This window comes from Glaciimonas sp. GG7, from assembly GCF_052976905.1.
Genome location: NZ_JBRIIQ010000087.1, coordinates 1 through 16,434, shown reverse-complemented (window position 1 = coordinate 16,434; position 16,434 = coordinate 1). Strand labels below are relative to the sequence as shown.

Here is a 16,434-nt window from a genome sequence, read left to right as displayed (position 1 = left end):
CAAACACTAGTACGGAAAGGAAATGAAAATGGCAATTGTGTATCAGGATGTTATCACCTACGCGCTTGGCATCCATCCTATTTTTGTCCCGCAGGCCCAAGAGTCCGATTTGCTTGCATTGCGGGAGGCGATCACGCTCGCCATGGCTGACCCTTTATTTGTCGCCATTGGTGAAATCGGTCTGGATTTCTTCGTCCCCGGCTTAAGCGACGGACCGCTGCGTGAAAAACAGGAACATTTTTACGTCGAACAATTAAAACTCGCCCGTGAATTCAACTTGCCAGTCTTGCTACATGTGCGGCGCTCGCAAGACACCTTGCTCAAATATCTGCGTCGCATTAAGGTCCCAGGCGGTATTGCCCACGCCTTCAATGGCAGTTTTCAACAGGCAGAGGCGTTTATCGGGCTAGGCTTCAAGCTCGGCTTTGGCGGCGCGATGACATTTACCCGTGCTTTGCAGATTCGCCGTCTGGCGGCAGGCTTGCCGCCAGACGCTCTGGTGCTGGAAACCGACGCCCCCGATATGTCCCCGGCCTGGCTCCATCCGCAAAAAAACGCCCCGCAACAAATCCCCTTGATTGCAGAAGTGTTAGCAAATTTGCGCGGGATGACAATGGCTGAATTGGCAGAGGTAACCAGCGCGAATGCTTGTAACGCGCTGCCACGATTAGGGCTACTTAAAGTAGCAAAGGATGCGTAGTTTCATCATTGGTTTCCTGATCGGGGTCAGTTTTCTACAGACGCAAGCAGCACTACCGTCGGGCTTATTCATCGGCATTGCGATATTGTCGGCGGCTTTTGCTGCATTGTTGGCGTACAAATTCCAGCATCGCTTTTTCACAATCTCAGCGCTAGCCACAGCCGGTGGAATCCTAGGCTTTTGTTGGGCGGCGCTCTACGCCCACTATTATTTGCAACAAGAATTGCCGGTCGAATGGGAGGGGCGCGACGTCACCATCATCGGCACCGTGGCCAGTCTCCCAACGCATTTCGAGCAAGGCGTGCGGTTTAATTTTGCGGTCGAAAAAGTATTCGCGCAGGACGGTGAATTACCACAGATTCCGGACCGATTAGCGCTATCGTGGTATCGCGCATTCAGTCAAACCGGGGCGCAGGCCCAGATTGGCCACATCACTCCCGGAGCGCGTTGGCAACTGACTGTTCGCTTAAAGCGACCGCACGGCAACGCCAATCCCCACGGATTCGATTACGAAGTCTGGCTGTTAGAGCAAAATCTGCGCGCAACCGGCTACGTCCGCGGAAATACATCAACCAATCGTGAATTGACGCCCTTTGTCTTCAGTGTCAGCAACCTGATAGAAGCCACCCGCGGTTGGGTACGCCAACGTATTTTGTCGGCATTACCGGATAAAAAATATGCAGGTATATTCATCGCGTTAGTCATTGGGGATCAGCGTGCCGTCGATCAAAACGACTGGACGATCTTCAATCGCACCGGTGTCGGACATTTGATTTCTATCTCTGGCCTGCATATCACCATGATTGCAGGCCTGTTTGCATCCCTCATGTCGGCCTTGTGGCGACGCTCTTTTTTTATCGGCAACAGCTTACCGCTACGCCTGCCCGCGCAGAAAGCGGCGGTATTGGCGGGAGCCGCTACGGCGTTGTTATACGCGCTGCTGGCTGGATTCGGACTGCCAGCGCAACGCACGCTGTACATGTTATTGATGGTCGCACTGGCGCTCTGGAGTGGGCGTATTTCCAGTATTTCTCACGTACTTTGCATCGCTTTGTTTGCGGTGCTGTTACGCGACCCTTGGGCGGTGTTGGCACCCGGATTCTGGCTCTCGTTCGGTGCGGTCGGGATGATTTTGTATGCCAGCGTCGGGCGCATCAAGCAGCCCAGACCGCCCCGAAGATCGGTCAGCAGCTGGCTTGCGCCGCTAAAATCGGGCGCTTATACGCAATACGTTGTCACCATCGGCTTAGTGCCGTTGACGGTATTGTTGTTCGGTCAGATCTCACTGGTGAGCCCAATCGCGAACGCCATCGCCATTCCCTTAGTTGGTTTGTTGGTCACGCCCATGGCATTGATCGGTAGTCTGTTGCCCGCGCCGCTATCGGCTTGGGTGCTATTGCCAGCGCATACTTTGGTGGAATGGTTAGCCACAGCGTTGGCATGGTTAAGCAGTTTTCCGCTGGCAGTCTGGCAAGCGCCATTGCCGCCAGCGTGGGCATTTGTGATCGCCATGCTCGCTACGTTTTGGATGCTGGCTCCACGCGGATGGCCGTTGCGCTGGCTGGCATTGTTCGGCTGGTTGCCGTTGGTGTTGCAAACAGACAGCCTGCCAGCCGAAGGCGAAATGGTGGTGACCGCGTTGGATGTAGGGCAGGGGATGGGATTGCTGATCGAGACGGCACAACATCGCTTGCTCTACGACACTGGACCGTATTACTCGCCCGACTCAGACGCCGGTAGCCGCGTGATCGTGCCCTATCTCAAAGCGCGTGGCATCACGGCCCTTGATGCGGTGGTGATTTCACACTCGGACAACGATCATTCAGGCGGCGCATTGTCGATATTTGATGCGATAGACGTGAGTCGCGTGTATTCGTCGTTACAGGGCGATCATCGGATTGTAGCCGCCGCCCCGTCGCATACGCGCTGCCAGGAGGGGCAGTCATGGGTGTGGGATGGCGTGCAATTTGAGATGCTGTTTCCGGCTGTAGAAAATTACGAACGCAAAGCCCGCAACGCTAACGCCATGAGTTGCACTTTAAAAATTACCAACGGTGCTTATTCGATTCTGCTACCCGGCGATATTGAGAAAGCCCAAGAGCGGCAGTTAATTGCCAGCCATGCCGGCAAGCTGGGCGCAACGGTATTACTGGCTCCACATCATGGCAGCGGCACATCTTCCACCCTTGGATTTTTGCAAGAAGTGAAGCCGACTATTGCACTTTTTCAGCTGGGTTATCGCAATCGTTTTCGTCATCCCAAAGCCGAGGTAGTCGAGCGCTACCAACAATTGGGCATAGCAAATTATCGAAACGATCAATCCGGCGCCATCATTGTGCGGTTTGATAAAACGGGTAACGCACCGGAAGTCATTGAATATCGGCAGCAGCACAAGCGCTATTGGTATGGGCGCTGATGAAGTAAAAAAGCACGCAACAGATAGCGCCGTTGCGTGCTTTTTAGCAGAAAAATATGCCGTTTATTTGACCGTAATAACGTCCCGATACATCGGTGCCAGTTGGGCCAAAAGTTGGTTTTGTGCCCGGAATGGAATCTGCATTTCATTCATCGATATCTGAAGCTCTTCCACCAGTGCATTGAACTGAGGCTTGTTGATCTTGAGTCCGGCATGCGCATTTTTCATGCTCAGACCTTGATAGGTACAAGGACCGCTCAAGACCTGGCAAAACTGCTCAACTAACTGTTGCTTGATGCGCTCTTGATTCGCTGGACGAAACAAGGGACCGGTGAGCGGATTGGCCACAAGGCGCGGCATAAAGATATCCATGAGCTTGATCAGACCCGGCTTTTCGCCGAATTCTTTATAGACTTCGACTGATGCGGGAGCCATCAATGGCACATTCGGTGCATCCGCCGCAGTCACCGCATTCGCCATATTTTGTGCCTGTACAGTATTTATCACCGCGGCGCTGGCAGTGGCAAGCAGCAATGTAAAGAAAAGTTTTTTCATGATAATTCCTCCTGAATTTTTAAAATATTTTTATTTAAAATGCTAACTGTGTAGAGAGAAAAACACCTGTCTGTTTGCGGTTATTCACCAGCACCGGCGCAATGTGGCCGAGATCGACATAAGCCAAAGTCACTGATATATTTTTGGTCGGCGCATAGGCAATAAACAAGTCTTTCCAGTCTTCTTCACGCAGTCCGCCAGCTGGCAGCGGCAAAGTGTTCCCGACCTTTTCGAGGTTGTTCGGTTTGAAGCGATATTCAGCGCCAATGACTACTTTTCTGCTGAGTAAATAAGCTACTGAAAACTCAGGCATCAAACGGTATTTATCTTTGCCTAGCGCGCCGCCAAAACCCAATAATCCATTTTGGTTAGCCTTGGTCGCACGTAGCGTAGCGTTGACCAAAATGCCTTGCGCGAGAAACAATTTGGTCGCACTAGCGTAGAAATCCAGACCGTTATCCTTCGCGCCCAAGGCCGCGATCACTGGTGCAAAAGATCCTGCGTGCGTACCTTTATATTCCATCCCGACAGCAATTTGGGGCATCAGCGTGTCGCTATCCAATACGGCATCACCCGCGACTTTGACCTTCACGCCAACAATATCCATCTTGATATGCTGACCGTTATTGACGTGAAAACCCAAACCGTTGACACCAACGACGGGCGACGCATCAAAATTTTGCTCAGCGATGCTAAATTCGATTCGGTCTGCGACACCGATTGCCGCACCATACGTTGTCAATGCATAGTCGTTGACCACTGCGCGTGAAATGTGGGCCGTTCCACCGATCTGATCAGCCGTCGCATTACTCCCAATCACCGCCCATGGGGTGAGGCCGCCACCGGCAGCACCATCGATTGAACTTACGCCGCCGGTGAGTAGTAATTTCCCGGTTTCGGCATACACGCCAGCGCTCAGCATTAATCCGATTGCCGCCACTATGATTTTAATTTTACGCATACAAAATCCCCTGAATATGTAAGTAAGTACGATGATTAATTTATTTATTTAGTCACATAAAAAAGACAAACGGACTAACAATTATTATTCGTCTAACGCATATACGTAGAGGTTAAAAATTCGGATTCAAAATAAATATATTGTTTTAGTAAGGCTGAAAATAATATGTTTCGACTAACATCTGCAGCAACAGGATCGCGGTAAATGCGCTTTGCATTGCTTTAATATGTACGCCAAAAAGAGCTTCGAACAGCAACTCTAGAATTTGCTTAGTCGCGCCTTCCGGTTTAGGCTTTACTATTCGCCGCAAGCGATGTGCGCCAGATTGATTTTCACGAAGTTCAAAGATGACCCTGATAAACATACCTCCGAATACTTCTTTGCATCCTGCCTTGAACACCGCACATAACCCATCCACACGTCCAATCGTGCATTTTGCGCACGGTAATAGTTTCCCATCAGGGACGTATCGCCGTTTCCTCGATCTGCTGGGTAAGCATTACGACGTCCATGCGCTAGCCATGCATGCCCACAATCCCAAGTATCCGGTCACCGATGGCTGGACGGCATTGGCGCAAGAGTTAATCGACGAATTGCTAGCCCGTTACCAAGCCCCGGTTATTCTGGTCGGCCATTCGCTCGGTGGCGCATTATGTTTGATGGCCGCCAGGCAGCGCCCCGATCTGGTCCGTTGCGTAGTTGTGTTAGATACGCCAGTGGTCGCTGGTTGGCGTGCCGGTGTGTTGGGATTGGCCAAAGCGCTGCGGATTGCGCGGCGCTTTTCTCCGGCGCAATTTTCCGCCAAGCGGCGCAATCAATGGCCGGATACGGAAGCGGCCTGGCAGCATTTCTCCGGCAAGCAAGTGTTCGCCAGTTGGCCCGAAGAAGTCTTGCGCGATTACGTTGAGCACGGCCTCATAGCGGAGCCTGGTGGCGTCGCATTGCGCTTTCGGCGTGAGATTGAAACCGCCGTCTACCTGACCTTGCCGCACCGTTTTGGCCGCGTTGTCAGAAAAGGGTATCCGGTCCCGGTAGGTTTTATAGGCGGTGTAGATTCGGTTGAGTGCCGTCAAGCCGGTATGACAGCCACCCGGCGTCTGGTCGGTCAGCATCTGCGCATGCTTCCCGGTGGGCATTTGTTCCCGTTAGAAACTCCGCTAGCCGCCGCCAATGCGACCGATAAGATGATTCGCGAACTTTTAGTGATTAAATAAGCAATTAAATAAGTAATTGCCTACCATGAAATCAGATTTATCTCGCTTATTTAGGACGAGTTACTTCTACTTACAGAGGATTCTGTGTGATTGACGCTGCATGTTGTAGGATACAGGCCTTAATCCTTCAATACCGTTATGTTATTCACACCACATTCCCCTAAAAAAGAGTCAAGTGCGCCGACAATATCAACGGCCAGACTGCGCTTGCACAACCCCCACAAACATAGCGGTGCCGTGCTGCGTAGCCTGTTATTGACGATAGGCAGCGTGATCTTGGTCGGGGCCGTCGTTGGCGGGTTGATCGTGGCATACGCCCTTGTCGTGATGCAGCCGCAATTACCAGATTTGGGAGCGATTACCGATTACCGTCCCAAAGTACCGCTGCGTATTTATACCGCCGATCATGTTTTGATCGGTGAGTTCGGCGAAGAACGGCGAAGTTTGGTTAAGTTGCAAGACATTCCTGCGAACATGAAAAATGCCGTGCTGGCCATCGAAGACGCACGCTTTTATCAGCATGGCGGTATCGATATCATCGGCTTGAGCCGGGCGATAGGAACCGATATTCTGCGCGGCTCGCATTCGCAAGGCGCCAGCACAATCACGATGCAGGTTGCACGTAATGTATTTCTGTCGAGCGAAAAAACCTACTCACGCAAAATTTATGAAATTCTGCTGGCCTACAAAATAGAATCCGCTTTATCCAAAGACCAGATTCTTGAGGTCTACATGAACCAGATTTTTCTGGGGCAGCGCTCCTACGGCTTTGCTGCCGCCGCACGCGCCTATTTTGGTAAGGAACTCAAAGACATCACGCTAGCCCAGGCCGCCATGCTGGCCGGACTACCCAAAGCACCGTCAGCTTATAACCCGGTCGTCAATCCCAAGCGCGCGCGGATTCGTCAGGAATACATATTAAAACGCATGCGTGAGCTGGAATTCATTACCCAGCCCGAGTACGACCAGGCCATGGCCGAAGACATTAAGGTCAAAACCTCCGGCAACACCTACAGCGTGCATGCCGAATATGCGACCGAAATGGTGCGTCAACTGTTGTATGCGCAATATCAAGACACCATTTACACCCGTGGCTTAACCGTCACCACCACGCTTGATTCGGCCGATCAGCAAGCTGGTTATGAAGCGGTCCGCAAGGGCGTCATGGATTACGATCGCCGCCACGGCTATCGTGGTCCGGAAGCATTGATCGTCTTGCCTGCGAATGCGGATGAGCGCGAGGCCGCCATCGGCGATGCCTTGGATGACAAGCCCGACAATGACGACATCGTCCCGGCAGTCGTCCTCAGCGCCAACCCTAAGCAAGTGCAAGTCATGCTACGCAACGAAACCATCGTCAACATCACGGGCGACGGTTTGCGCTTTGCAGCGTCAGGCCTGAATCCGAAAGCGGCAAAAAATATCCGGATTGAACCCGGTTCGGTCATTCGCGTCACGCAAACCGGCAAAGAGCTGGGCAAAGGCTGGCAAATCACGCAATTACCTTCGGTCGAAGCTACGCTAGTTGCGCTCACGCCGCAAAACGGCGCGATCAAGACCCTCATCGGCGGCTTTGATTTCAATCAAAACAAGTTCAATCACGTCACCCAAGCATGGCGTCAACCTGGCTCCACGTTTAAACCGTTCATCTATTCCGCCGCACTCGAAAAAGGCTTCGGTCCCGCCACGATAGTCAACGACGCGCCGGTCTCGTTTCCTGCCGGTCCAGGGCAACCCAATTGGGAGCCGAAAGACGATGACAGTCCAGACGGGCCGATGCCGTTACGCACTGGTTTGCAGCGCTCGAAAAATCTGGTTACGGTACGCGTAATGGATGCCATCGGCGTGCAATACGCGCAAGACTACGTGACCTCACATTTCGGCTTTGATCGCGACAAAATTCCGCCCTATTTACCCATGGCGTTGGGCGCTGGAGAGACCACACCGCTGCAACTGGCTGGCGCTTACGCCGTACTGGCCAATGGCGGCTATCGCGTCAATCCTTATTTAATCTCCGAAGTCCTCGACGCCCACGGTGCCGTACTGTCAAGAGCACAGCCCGAAATCGTCGGACAAAACGCCACGCGGGTACTGGCGGCGCGTAACAGCTACGTTATGACCAGTTTGCTGCAATCGGTCGCCCAGCGCGGTACCGGCGCAGGCACCAACGTACTGGGCCGCACCGATATCGCCGGTAAAACCGGGACCACTAACGACGCCTTCGACGGCTGGTTTGCCGGTTATCAAAACTCATTGGTAGCCGTCGCATGGATGGGCTACGATCAACCGAAAACCCTGGGCAGCCGGGAGTTCGGCGCGCAACTGGCCTTGCCAATCTGGGTCAGCTACATGGGCCGCGCCTTGCGAGGCGTGCCGCAAGTACAAATGCCAATGCCCGAAGGGATCACCACCATTAATAACGAACTGTATTTCGATAACTTCACCCCCGGCAACGGTTTTATCGCTTCGCTAGGCGTGGGTGGCGGCTTTGGCATGAATGAAGATGGCACGCCAGCGACGCAGGAGGATGCTGAGAAGAACAGCATTATGAAATTGTTTGATGGGCATTGAATATTGAGTACGTAACTGAGTTAGTAGCGTGATTTTTTACCAGAAAAACGCCACTGCAAAAACAAGAATGGCTCTCAATTTTGAGAGCCATTCTTGTTTTTTAGAACCATAACAATCAGTCTGCGGTAGAGCTGCTATCGTTTCCAGGTTAAACCCTCACGGGTTTAGTCGGTGTTCTATCGCGTTCGATCTCAAGATCTATACCGCTGACTTCGCGGCCAATCTCGGCCAGCAGAGAATCGAGTTTGATCCGGCCTTTAGGTCGGACGGCGTTTTCAATTATTGCCATCATTCTGTCGAGTGGGCGCTAAGGATTTTCTGAGACTTTAAAAAGTTACATACAATCGACGCCATCGGGCTGTCTAATTTGCACTTGCTACGTTAAATATTGGGTGCAAATATAGTGCATTTTGAATGTGAGGCCAATATGGCAATCCTTGAAGCAATACCCGTATTTGAACGTAATTTTGATGGATTCATGCGTTACTTGCACGACGTAAATGCAAGCCCATCCTCCATTTCCCCTAAACGCTATGGTTTAGCATTACGCGTAGACATGCAAACGCTTGCGACGCAAGCACATGTTCATCGCAATACGCTACGCCGTGCGCCCGATGCAGAAAGCGTGCAGCACTACCTGCGCGAATCAGTACGGGTTATGCGTGCAGCGGCTGATATCACTGGCAGCGTTGAACAAGCAATCTACTGGTACAAAAATAATCCACTTCCGCTCTTTGATTACAAAACACCACAAGATATTGTTTCCGAAGGGCGTACTGAGGCGCTGATTCAATACATTCAATCGCTACAAGCCGGGTTCGTTAGATAATTTTCACGACACTTAATACTGTCGCCTATCGGATACATGACCCAAAATGGGCTTATGCACCCACCAGTGGTGCCGGTGCGGGCGCACATGGTGGGCGTGTAAATCGTCCTGGTATCAATGCGTTGTATTTGTCACTGGAACTTGAAACCGCGCTTGCTGAATACAAACAAATTGATGCTCTTTTGCCACAGGCTTTAATGGTGAGCTATCAAATCGTTGCTAATTCAGTGGTGGATTTTCGGAACGGTTTTACTGGGATTTGGGATGCTCTTTGGCAGGATTTTTATTGCGACTGGCGCAAGTTGTATTTCAATGAAGGGATTGAGCCGCCCACTTGGGTGATTGGTGACCAGGTATTGGCCGCTGGCGGCAAGGGGATTATGTTTCAGTCAGTTATTACGGGCGGGACAAATCTTGTTCTATACAACGATGCTTTAGGCGCTTCCGACTCGATCATTGCCTACGATCCAAACCAGGCATTACCAAAAAATCAGACCTCGTGGACATAAGCTGTTTCCCGGGCAGATTCTCTACCCACACTGCCCAGCCCAAATCTTCCCGGCAAATTCCGGCTTATCAATAAACGGATTCCGATTACCCTGAAACACCTCCACAATGTTATTGCGTCGTTGTTCTTCGGCAGACACCGGATACGCTTCGTGCCATTTCAACAGCGTGCAGAGCTTGCCAGATTCCGGCAGCCTGATCTCCGTTGTCCTGTCAACCAATTGCAGATTCGGGGTTTTTTCTACGATGTCGCCTTTATAACGTACCGCCATGTAGAACATCATCCGCGCAACTTGTCCTTTGGCCGCGTCTGAAGGTTCCCATGTTCGTGGGTGGTCTGTTGTGCGTTTGTTGGAAGGGCAGCCATCAAAGACCTCACCCCCTTCGGCAAAGTCAAGATTACCGCGCAGGCTATTGCAGTATTCGGTCGCCGCCCGTAAATGATGGCCGTCGGTATGCGCCCATTGGCCTTGCTGCGGAAAGCCATGCGATTTTGCCCAGACATGTTCACGGTTCCACTCTTGCGGGCAGGCTTCTGCTTTAGCGCCCACTCTGCAACGTTTGGGAATGGATTGTTGGCTGTAGAGCGTGAGCACATTGTTCTCATTGGCTGGATCCCGATCTGCTTCCTGCAGCAGCAGCCAGATATTTCTATAACTTGCAGGAGTATGATTGTTGGCGCTGATTTCTTGCAATTGATGGATCAGCGCCTCCCCTTCGAGTCCCTCTGCAGTTCGATAAACATCGGCTATAACCTCAGCTTTTGCGCCGACGCAGATTACCAATACGGATAGTCCCAATAAAGTGTTAAGGCGCATTTTGTATTACTTCCAGTTTAAAAAAGTAGAAGGAAGAACTTACCAAAAATTGCCACCAGCCACACACAATTACTGCCTTTTTAGGTGACATAAACCGTTTTGTCGGGTAATGCAAAAATCGTTTATTTTTCCAGACAGGGATACTGTACGGTTGTAACTATCCGTAGGTAAGTATCGTTACAGTTACTGTAACGATGAGGTTACGTGGCGCAAGACTTTTTATCGGAATAAAAAGGGCCCTCAATATTGAGGGCCCACACTTAATGATTACCATTACCAAGCAATATTTTATGCAGTTACTGGCACCAATTCACCCCCGACGCGATGCCCTTTTATCTGCAGTACTAACACCCCCGCAATCAGGCAAGCCGCCCCCATCAACATTGACGACAACGTATAACTACCCAAACTATTACGCAGCGTCCCTGCCAGCATAGTGGCCGTAGCAGCCCCCAATTGATGGCCGGCTACAATCCAGCCAAACACAATCGGTGCGGCTAGTCGGCCAAATACATCGTTGGCTAAACGCACGGTAGGCGGCACGGTCGCAATCCAGTCCAGACCATAAATAATCGCAAAGATCGGCAAGCCGAAATAGCTCAGACCGAAAGCGTGCGGCAGGAAAATCAACGCCACGCCACGCAAGCTGTAATACCAAAACAGCAGCACGCGCGGATTGTAACGATCCGATAACCAGCCCGACATCGTCGTCCCCACCAGATCGAGCAAGCCCATCGTCGCCAGAAAACTCGCGCCGCCGACAGCTGAAATCCCATAGTCTCCACACATCGCAATGAAGTGCGAACCGATATAGCCGTTGGTGCTCATCCCACAAATAAAGAAGCTAAAAAAGAGCAGCCAGAAGTCACGGATTTTGACGACTTTACCCAATGCTTCGAAAGCAATCGTCAGAGGATTTTTGTGCTTACCGGCAGCTTCCGGCGGCAACTCTTCCAATTGGCCGTAGCGTTTCAAGCCAAGATCTTGCGGACGCTCGGGCAAAAATATCGCCACCAAGGGGATCGCACATGCCGCAACGGTTGATACCAGTATCGCTACAGAGCGCCAGCCGAAATGCTCGACCATATACGCCATCAGCGGTAAAAATACCATTTGGCCAGTGGCCGAACTGGCAGTCAGCAACCCCATCGCCAAGCCGCGCCGGGTTTCAAACCAACGACTCACAATCGTCGCCGCCAGTGTGTTGGCAGCAACACCGCTACCAGCCCCGACCAGAATGCCCCAGGCCAGCACCATATGCCACGGCATCGTCATAAAGGTACTCAAAAATGTGCCGACAGCTAGTAACACCAGCGCGCCCAGCACGATCGGACGTATCCCGTAACGCTGCATCGACGCCGCCGAGAATGGCCCGATTAACCCGTAGAGTGCAATGTTGACCGAAATAACAAACGAAATAGTGGTGCGGGTCCAGCCGAATTCATGCTCCAGCGGCAGAATCATTACCGATGGTGTAGCGCGTATTCCGGCAGCGGCTAGCAGCACCAAAAAAGTAATACCAACGACGACCCACACGTAACTAAACCGTGTGCGCGCCATGATGAGTTGAGCAGTTTTATTCATGGAAGAGATTAAAGAGGAAGAAATTTAGCGTTGGCGTCATCGACGAGATTCATCAAAGCCTGATGGGTTTGTTTTCCTAAAATGGTGCTGATTTCTGTTTGCGCTTTTTGCCAGCCGGGCAGGGCGTCTTGCCATTTTTGATGTCCTGCGGTGCTCAGGCCGACGCCAAATGAGCGTTTGTCGGTCAGCATTTCCAGCGGTAAATCGACAGTCGCTATCCATCCCGCGCTGATCAACGGCTTGAGAGTACGACTCATCGTGCTGCGATCCATGCCCATCTGGAGCGATAAAGGAATGACGCCGACAGGGCCGCATTTGCCGATTCGGGCTAATAGCGAAAATTGACTGATCGTCAGTGCATCAGCGGCAAGATGATGATCGTAAATACTGGTCATTTTACGTGTGAGCTGGCGCAGTTTTGAGCAAGTACATTGTGATTGCATTTGCATGGCATTTCTTTCTATGTATATGCATCGATGTATTTGCATAATATGCAAATACACAATAATCCGTCAATACGGTTTTTCTTAAATTGTTGTTGGAAGGCTACGTACTTTGAAAATACTTTCGCTTACGTTGCGTTATGGCATTTTTATTACTTGGGAAGTGGGGTCGCATATCCGTTGTCACGCATATTTTGTTAAGAGTCCTGCATTCTTTGATCTTTATCAATGGCAGTGGCGAAAAATATAACAAAATATTTGGAACGGTAAAGTAATGATTTTGGCTGCTGAAGGGTTCAGTACGAACGGTAGCCGCATAAAGCACTGCCCAAGGGACTATTCAACGCACTTTTTTTGGAGTCCGATCGTGAACCTCGCGCGACATATCGGCTATAGAAGTTGGCGCAGTACCGCTTCACTATTAGCTGCGCTGGCACTACTCATGAATTTGACGGCCTGCAATCAAAAAGTATCTACCAGCACGGTATTGGTCAAAGTCAACGGCGATCCCATCACGGCGCTGCAACTTGATACCGAATTATTGTATGCAGGTCTGGAACCAGAAAAAGAAAGCGAAAGCGACGTAGCCAAATCAGCACTGCGTGCGCATACGTTGGAGGTATTGATTAATCGCAAGATTTTGCGTGATGAAGCCATGCGCAAAAAAATAGATCGTGATCCCAGAGTGATGCAGGCCATTGATCACTTTAAGACGCAGGCCATTGTGCAAGCCTGGCTGGAGTCGGAATCGGCGGCACTGGGAGCACCTTCGAAAGAAACCATTGCGGCCTATTTTGAGGCCCATCCAGAATTATTTTCGCATCGGAAAATACTCGATATCAATCAATTAAGCATCGCGCCGGAAGATTTTAGTGTGCCGCTCAGATTGGCGATGGCCGAAGCAACATCGCTGGAGCAGATAGAAGCCTGGCTGGACAAGCAAAATATCGCGTATATAAAAAGCATCGTGTCCTACACCAGCGCCGATATGTCCTCAGAGGTGATCGACCAACTACAGAACTTCGACAGAAACCATTTATTTATCCTTAAAGAAGGCGGACGGCGACGGCTTTTGCTCTGTACGCTCAATGATATGCGCGATAGTCCCATCACGGCCGCCGCCGCCGCGCCGCAGATCGAGCGCTTTCTGATCAACCAGACCCTGCAAGAAGTGGCAGCCACAGAGATTGCACGTTTGCGGCCACTAGCGAAAATCGAGTATGTCGACCAAGCGTCGAAAGTGCTTGAGGACGCGCCGCCGCAGCGCATGAGGTTGCCCGAAAAAACTGTGCCTGATAAGACAGTACGAGAGCCCGAAATTTCTCCCCGGAAATCCGCTAAAAGCATCGTCGCCAAGCTTGAATGAGCCAGTTGAACCCGACGTGATCACTTGCAAAGGTGAAGACCATGATGAAACAAGTCTATACGTGCTGATTGGCGCTACTACTCACCGTTGCGCTTGGGGCAGGCAGCGCCGTACAAGTTACCGATACGCCATTTTGGGGTGGGTGACGGATTAAAAATAGCGGTATTTGGCAAAACCCGGATCTGAGCCTGGAGGCGACCGTTAGCGAGGCAGGAAATATATCTTTTCCGTTGATCGGCAATGTCAGCGTCGGTGGCCTCTCTATCGCGCAAGCGGAAAAGAAAATGGCAGGTTTACTGACTGATTAACCCCGCGCGGTAAGAGCGCGGCTTGCGCATCAAACGCCGCGACGCCGCAGGCAACCTGCAAATGATCGACGCCAAAAACGCGGATGAACTTAAGGCCGATGACGTTGTGGTTGTCAAAGAAAGTCTGTTTTAAATCGCCTTGATGTGTATCCATAGGGGGACGTCATGACTTTGACGCAGCTACTGATCATCTTGTGTGCACGCACCAACATCATTCTGGCGACATTACTGGTCATGGTCGCGCTGACCATCGCCGTGAGTCTGGTTATCCCCCAAACCTATAAAACCTCAGCCACGCTGCTGCTCAATGACAAAGGGACTGACCCCATCCCGGGCCGCACCTTACCTGCGCAACTGGTCGCCGGTTACATGGCCACGCAGTTCGATATCGTCACCAGTAAAAAACGCGCAGCGGGTGATGGCGTTTCATCGTGCCTTGCATGGCAACGCGGATGCCGCCTTGTGTGCCTACGCGCACAGGCGAACCCCATTGCAGGCGTTTGTGCAGCGTTATAGCTGGCGACATATCGCCGATAGATACGTGGATGTTTATAACAATTTGGCGTGGCATTAAGACGGATCAGGGTGTGTTTATAAAGTTTGTGATGAATCATTAAACCGTTCGGACTGAGTAGGCACGTAGTGCCGTATCGAAGATGCACCAACGCATGTATATATTTTGATGCGCCCTATGGGCTACTCAGTACGAACGGGTTTTCTTGCATGTAAATGTCAACATGCCTAAAGAGCGTTCTCTGTTATCTAAGGGGTAAAGTCATGCTTCCAATCAAAATCAACGCCATTACCGGTTTGCGTGGTGCCGCTGCACTCATTGTGGTGTTTAGCAATGCGGTGTACCGATTTTCGCTTCCATGTTGAGAGAATTTTGCCGATGAAATCGGGGTGACGGCCTTCTTTACGTTAAGCGGATTTTTGATGGCGTACTGTATATCAGCAAGCCGTTTTCAATACTGAGCATGACCGATTATGCGATCTCCCGATTCTCACGCATTGCACCGGCGTATTTGTTTGTGGTGTTGATGGCATTTTTTATCTACACCTTGATTGACCCGAATTTTATCTACGAATTCTCTAGAAAAAATATTCTGCGGCATGTCTTGTTTTCGTGGAATGTATCGGTGTTCTGGAGCATTACGCCGGAAGTCGAGTTCTATTTTTTCTTCGTCCTGATCTGGGCCGCGCCGGTTATTGCGTCGCTACACCATCGATATCCTCAAAAAAAATAGCCGCACAGAGCATTTGAACCATACCCGCGTCTATCACCCAGCCAGCAGTGTCAGGTCAAGCGCATTACGGTCAAGCCCGGTGAACATCATCGGGCCGAGCATTGGGTGGTGGTCAGCGGCACCGGGCGTTTTACGTGCGGGAAGGAGGAAAAATTGCTGACTGAAAATGCATCTACTTACATTCCGATCGGGATGGCCCACCGTTTGGAAAATCCGGGAAAAATACCTTTGTATTGGATTGAAGTGCAATCGGGAGCGTATTTGGGGGAGGGCGATATGGTGCGCTTTGATGATATTTATAAGCGCAGTTAATGACAGTGAGGACGGTGAGAGCGGTGGGGGCATAAAGTCGTTACACTGTGCAACCCCAGCAAGCAGGCGATTGGGTGGTTCATAGTTCGCCAGCTCACTCTATCGTGGTTTGAATCAATATGTTTCGTTTGCCCACTACGGCGACTGCCCCGTTTTGTCCTTCTGAAGTCGTCGGCTCAGTCGCTGTTGCGCAGGGCGCGCCGCTCTGGCGCAAGATAATGCGTTTTGCCGGTCCTGGCTTGTTGGTGTCGATTGGCTACATGGACCCCGGTAACTGGGCTACCGATATTCAGGCCGGATCGCAATTTGGATATAGCCTGCTGTTCGTGGTGATTCTGTCGAGTCTGGCGGCGATCGTCTTGCAATGCCTGAGCATGCGCTTGGGGATCGCCACCAAAAAAGATCTTGCCGTCCATTGCCGTGAACAATACAGTCCACGAACAGGCAAAACCCTATGGTTTTTTGCCGAGGTTTCCATCATCGCTTGCGACGTGGCCGAAGTACTGGGTAGTGCGCTGGCGTTCAAGTTGCTGTTTGGCGTTTCGCTGGTCAATGGGGTTTTGCTCACGGCCTTCGATACCATCATTGTGCTGGGACTCAAGG

18 protein-coding genes and 1 pseudogene are annotated in these 16,434 nt (G+C 51.2%); 12 read left to right on the top strand and 7 right to left on the bottom strand.

Annotated features, from left to right (window positions below):
- Positions 1-22: 22 nt before the first annotated feature.
- Both ACVBEF_RS16710 and ACVBEF_RS16705 read left to right on the top strand, forming a co-directional pair.
- Positions 23-700 carry a TatD family hydrolase gene (locus tag ACVBEF_RS16710; protein ID WP_447125058.1) on the top strand — a complete coding sequence of 226 codons (678 nt, stop codon included), beginning with the start codon at positions 23-25 and terminating at the stop codon, positions 698-700.
- Positions 693-3,116, top strand: a complete 2,424-nt coding sequence (locus tag ACVBEF_RS16705; protein WP_447125057.1) for a DNA internalization-related competence protein ComEC/Rec2 — start codon at positions 693-695, stop codon at positions 3,114-3,116. Before ACVBEF_RS16710 ends, ACVBEF_RS16705 begins: the two co-directional genes overlap by 8 nt.
- 63 nt (positions 3,117-3,179) lie before the next feature.
- Here the strand turns inward: ACVBEF_RS16705 and ACVBEF_RS16700 are convergent, their stop codons facing one another.
- Both ACVBEF_RS16700 and ACVBEF_RS16695 read right to left on the bottom strand, forming a co-directional pair.
- Complete coding sequence (locus tag ACVBEF_RS16700; RefSeq protein ID WP_447125056.1) at positions 3,180-3,671, bottom strand: group I truncated hemoglobin; 492 nt, start codon at positions 3,669-3,671, stop codon at positions 3,180-3,182.
- A 34-nt stretch (positions 3,672-3,705) separates the two neighbouring features.
- Positions 3,706-4,632: a DUF3034 family protein gene (locus ACVBEF_RS16695; RefSeq protein WP_447125055.1), complete on the bottom strand. Its 927-nt coding sequence runs from the start codon at positions 4,630-4,632 to the stop codon at positions 3,706-3,708.
- Positions 4,633-4,979: 347 nt separating this feature from the next.
- On the opposite strand from ACVBEF_RS16695, the gene ACVBEF_RS16690 reads away from it, so the two are divergent.
- Both ACVBEF_RS16690 and ACVBEF_RS16685 read left to right on the top strand, forming a co-directional pair.
- On the top strand, positions 4,980-5,846 hold the full coding sequence (locus ACVBEF_RS16690; protein WP_447125054.1) for an alpha/beta fold hydrolase: 867 nt from the start codon (positions 4,980-4,982) through the stop codon (positions 5,844-5,846).
- A 138-nt stretch (positions 5,847-5,984) separates the two neighbouring features.
- Positions 5,985-8,417 carry a penicillin-binding protein 1A gene (locus ACVBEF_RS16685; protein WP_447125053.1) on the top strand — a complete coding sequence of 811 codons (2,433 nt, stop codon included), beginning with the start codon at positions 5,985-5,987 and terminating at the stop codon, positions 8,415-8,417.
- A 148-nt stretch (positions 8,418-8,565) separates the two neighbouring features.
- Here ACVBEF_RS16685 and ACVBEF_RS16680 read toward each other — a convergent pair whose 3' ends face one another.
- On the bottom strand, positions 8,566-8,706 hold the full coding sequence (locus tag ACVBEF_RS16680; protein ID WP_447125052.1) for a hypothetical protein: 141 nt from the start codon (positions 8,704-8,706) through the stop codon (positions 8,566-8,568).
- A 138-nt stretch (positions 8,707-8,844) separates the two neighbouring features.
- Here ACVBEF_RS16680 and ACVBEF_RS16675 point away from each other — a divergent pair, with 138 nt between their 5' ends.
- Together ACVBEF_RS16675 and ACVBEF_RS16670 are read left to right on the top strand one after the other, a co-directional pair.
- Positions 8,845-9,246: a DUF2384 domain-containing protein gene (locus tag ACVBEF_RS16675; protein WP_447125051.1), complete on the top strand. Its 402-nt coding sequence runs from the start codon at positions 8,845-8,847 to the stop codon at positions 9,244-9,246.
- On the top strand, positions 9,243-9,755 hold the full coding sequence (locus ACVBEF_RS16670) for an RES family NAD+ phosphorylase (RefSeq protein ID WP_447125060.1): 513 nt from the start codon (positions 9,243-9,245) through the stop codon (positions 9,753-9,755). Before ACVBEF_RS16675 ends, ACVBEF_RS16670 begins: the two co-directional genes overlap by 4 nt.
- A 21-nt stretch (positions 9,756-9,776) precedes the next feature.
- Here ACVBEF_RS16670 and ACVBEF_RS16665 read toward each other — a convergent pair whose 3' ends face one another.
- From ACVBEF_RS16665 to ACVBEF_RS16655, 3 genes are all read right to left on the bottom strand, one after another.
- The gene (locus ACVBEF_RS16665) at positions 9,777-10,571 is read right to left on the bottom strand and encodes an endonuclease I family protein (protein WP_447125050.1); all 795 of its coding nucleotides are present in this window, start codon (positions 10,569-10,571) and stop codon (positions 9,777-9,779) included.
- Between the two features lie 288 nt (positions 10,572-10,859).
- Positions 10,860-12,155, bottom strand: a complete 1,296-nt coding sequence (locus tag ACVBEF_RS16660; RefSeq protein WP_447125049.1) for an MFS transporter — start codon at positions 12,153-12,155, stop codon at positions 10,860-10,862.
- Between the two features lie 8 nt (positions 12,156-12,163).
- Positions 12,164-12,604 (bottom strand): MarR family winged helix-turn-helix transcriptional regulator, encoded by a 441-nt coding sequence (locus ACVBEF_RS16655; protein ID WP_447125048.1) that lies wholly within the window; start codon positions 12,602-12,604, stop codon positions 12,164-12,166.
- 361 nt (positions 12,605-12,965) lie between these two features.
- On the opposite strand from ACVBEF_RS16655, the gene ACVBEF_RS16650 reads away from it, so the two are divergent.
- Positions 12,966-13,964 (top strand): EpsD family peptidyl-prolyl cis-trans isomerase, encoded by a 999-nt coding sequence (locus ACVBEF_RS16650; protein WP_447125047.1) that lies wholly within the window; start codon positions 12,966-12,968, stop codon positions 13,962-13,964.
- 149 nt (positions 13,965-14,113) lie between these two features.
- Positions 14,114-14,272, top strand: a complete 159-nt coding sequence (locus ACVBEF_RS16645; protein ID WP_447125059.1) for a polysaccharide biosynthesis/export family protein — start codon at positions 14,114-14,116, stop codon at positions 14,270-14,272.
- Here ACVBEF_RS16645 and ACVBEF_RS16640 read toward each other — a convergent pair.
- Positions 14,226-14,426 carry a hypothetical protein gene (locus ACVBEF_RS16640; RefSeq protein ID WP_447125046.1) on the bottom strand — a complete coding sequence of 67 codons (201 nt, stop codon included), beginning with the start codon at positions 14,424-14,426 and terminating at the stop codon, positions 14,226-14,228. The two genes, ACVBEF_RS16645 and ACVBEF_RS16640, sit on opposite strands and share 47 nt — an antisense overlap.
- Positions 14,427-14,437: 11 nt before the next feature.
- Between ACVBEF_RS16640 and ACVBEF_RS16635 the strand changes: the two genes are divergently transcribed.
- From ACVBEF_RS16635 to ACVBEF_RS16620, 4 genes and pseudogenes are all read left to right on the top strand, one after another.
- Positions 14,438-14,788 (top strand): Wzz/FepE/Etk N-terminal domain-containing protein, encoded by a 351-nt coding sequence (locus tag ACVBEF_RS16635; RefSeq protein WP_447125045.1) that lies wholly within the window; start codon positions 14,438-14,440, stop codon positions 14,786-14,788.
- Between the two features lie 461 nt (positions 14,789-15,249).
- Positions 15,250-15,519, top strand: a complete 270-nt coding sequence (locus ACVBEF_RS16630) for a hypothetical protein (RefSeq protein WP_447125044.1) — start codon at positions 15,250-15,252, stop codon at positions 15,517-15,519.
- A pseudogene (locus ACVBEF_RS16625) lies at positions 15,497-15,831 on the top strand (cupin domain-containing protein); the annotation flags it as partial. The gene ACVBEF_RS16630 and the pseudogene ACVBEF_RS16625, both read left to right, overlap by 23 nt.
- A 119-nt stretch (positions 15,832-15,950) precedes the next feature.
- On the top strand, positions 15,951-16,434 hold a 484-nt coding region (locus ACVBEF_RS16620), incomplete at its 3' end, for an Nramp family divalent metal transporter (protein ID WP_447125043.1).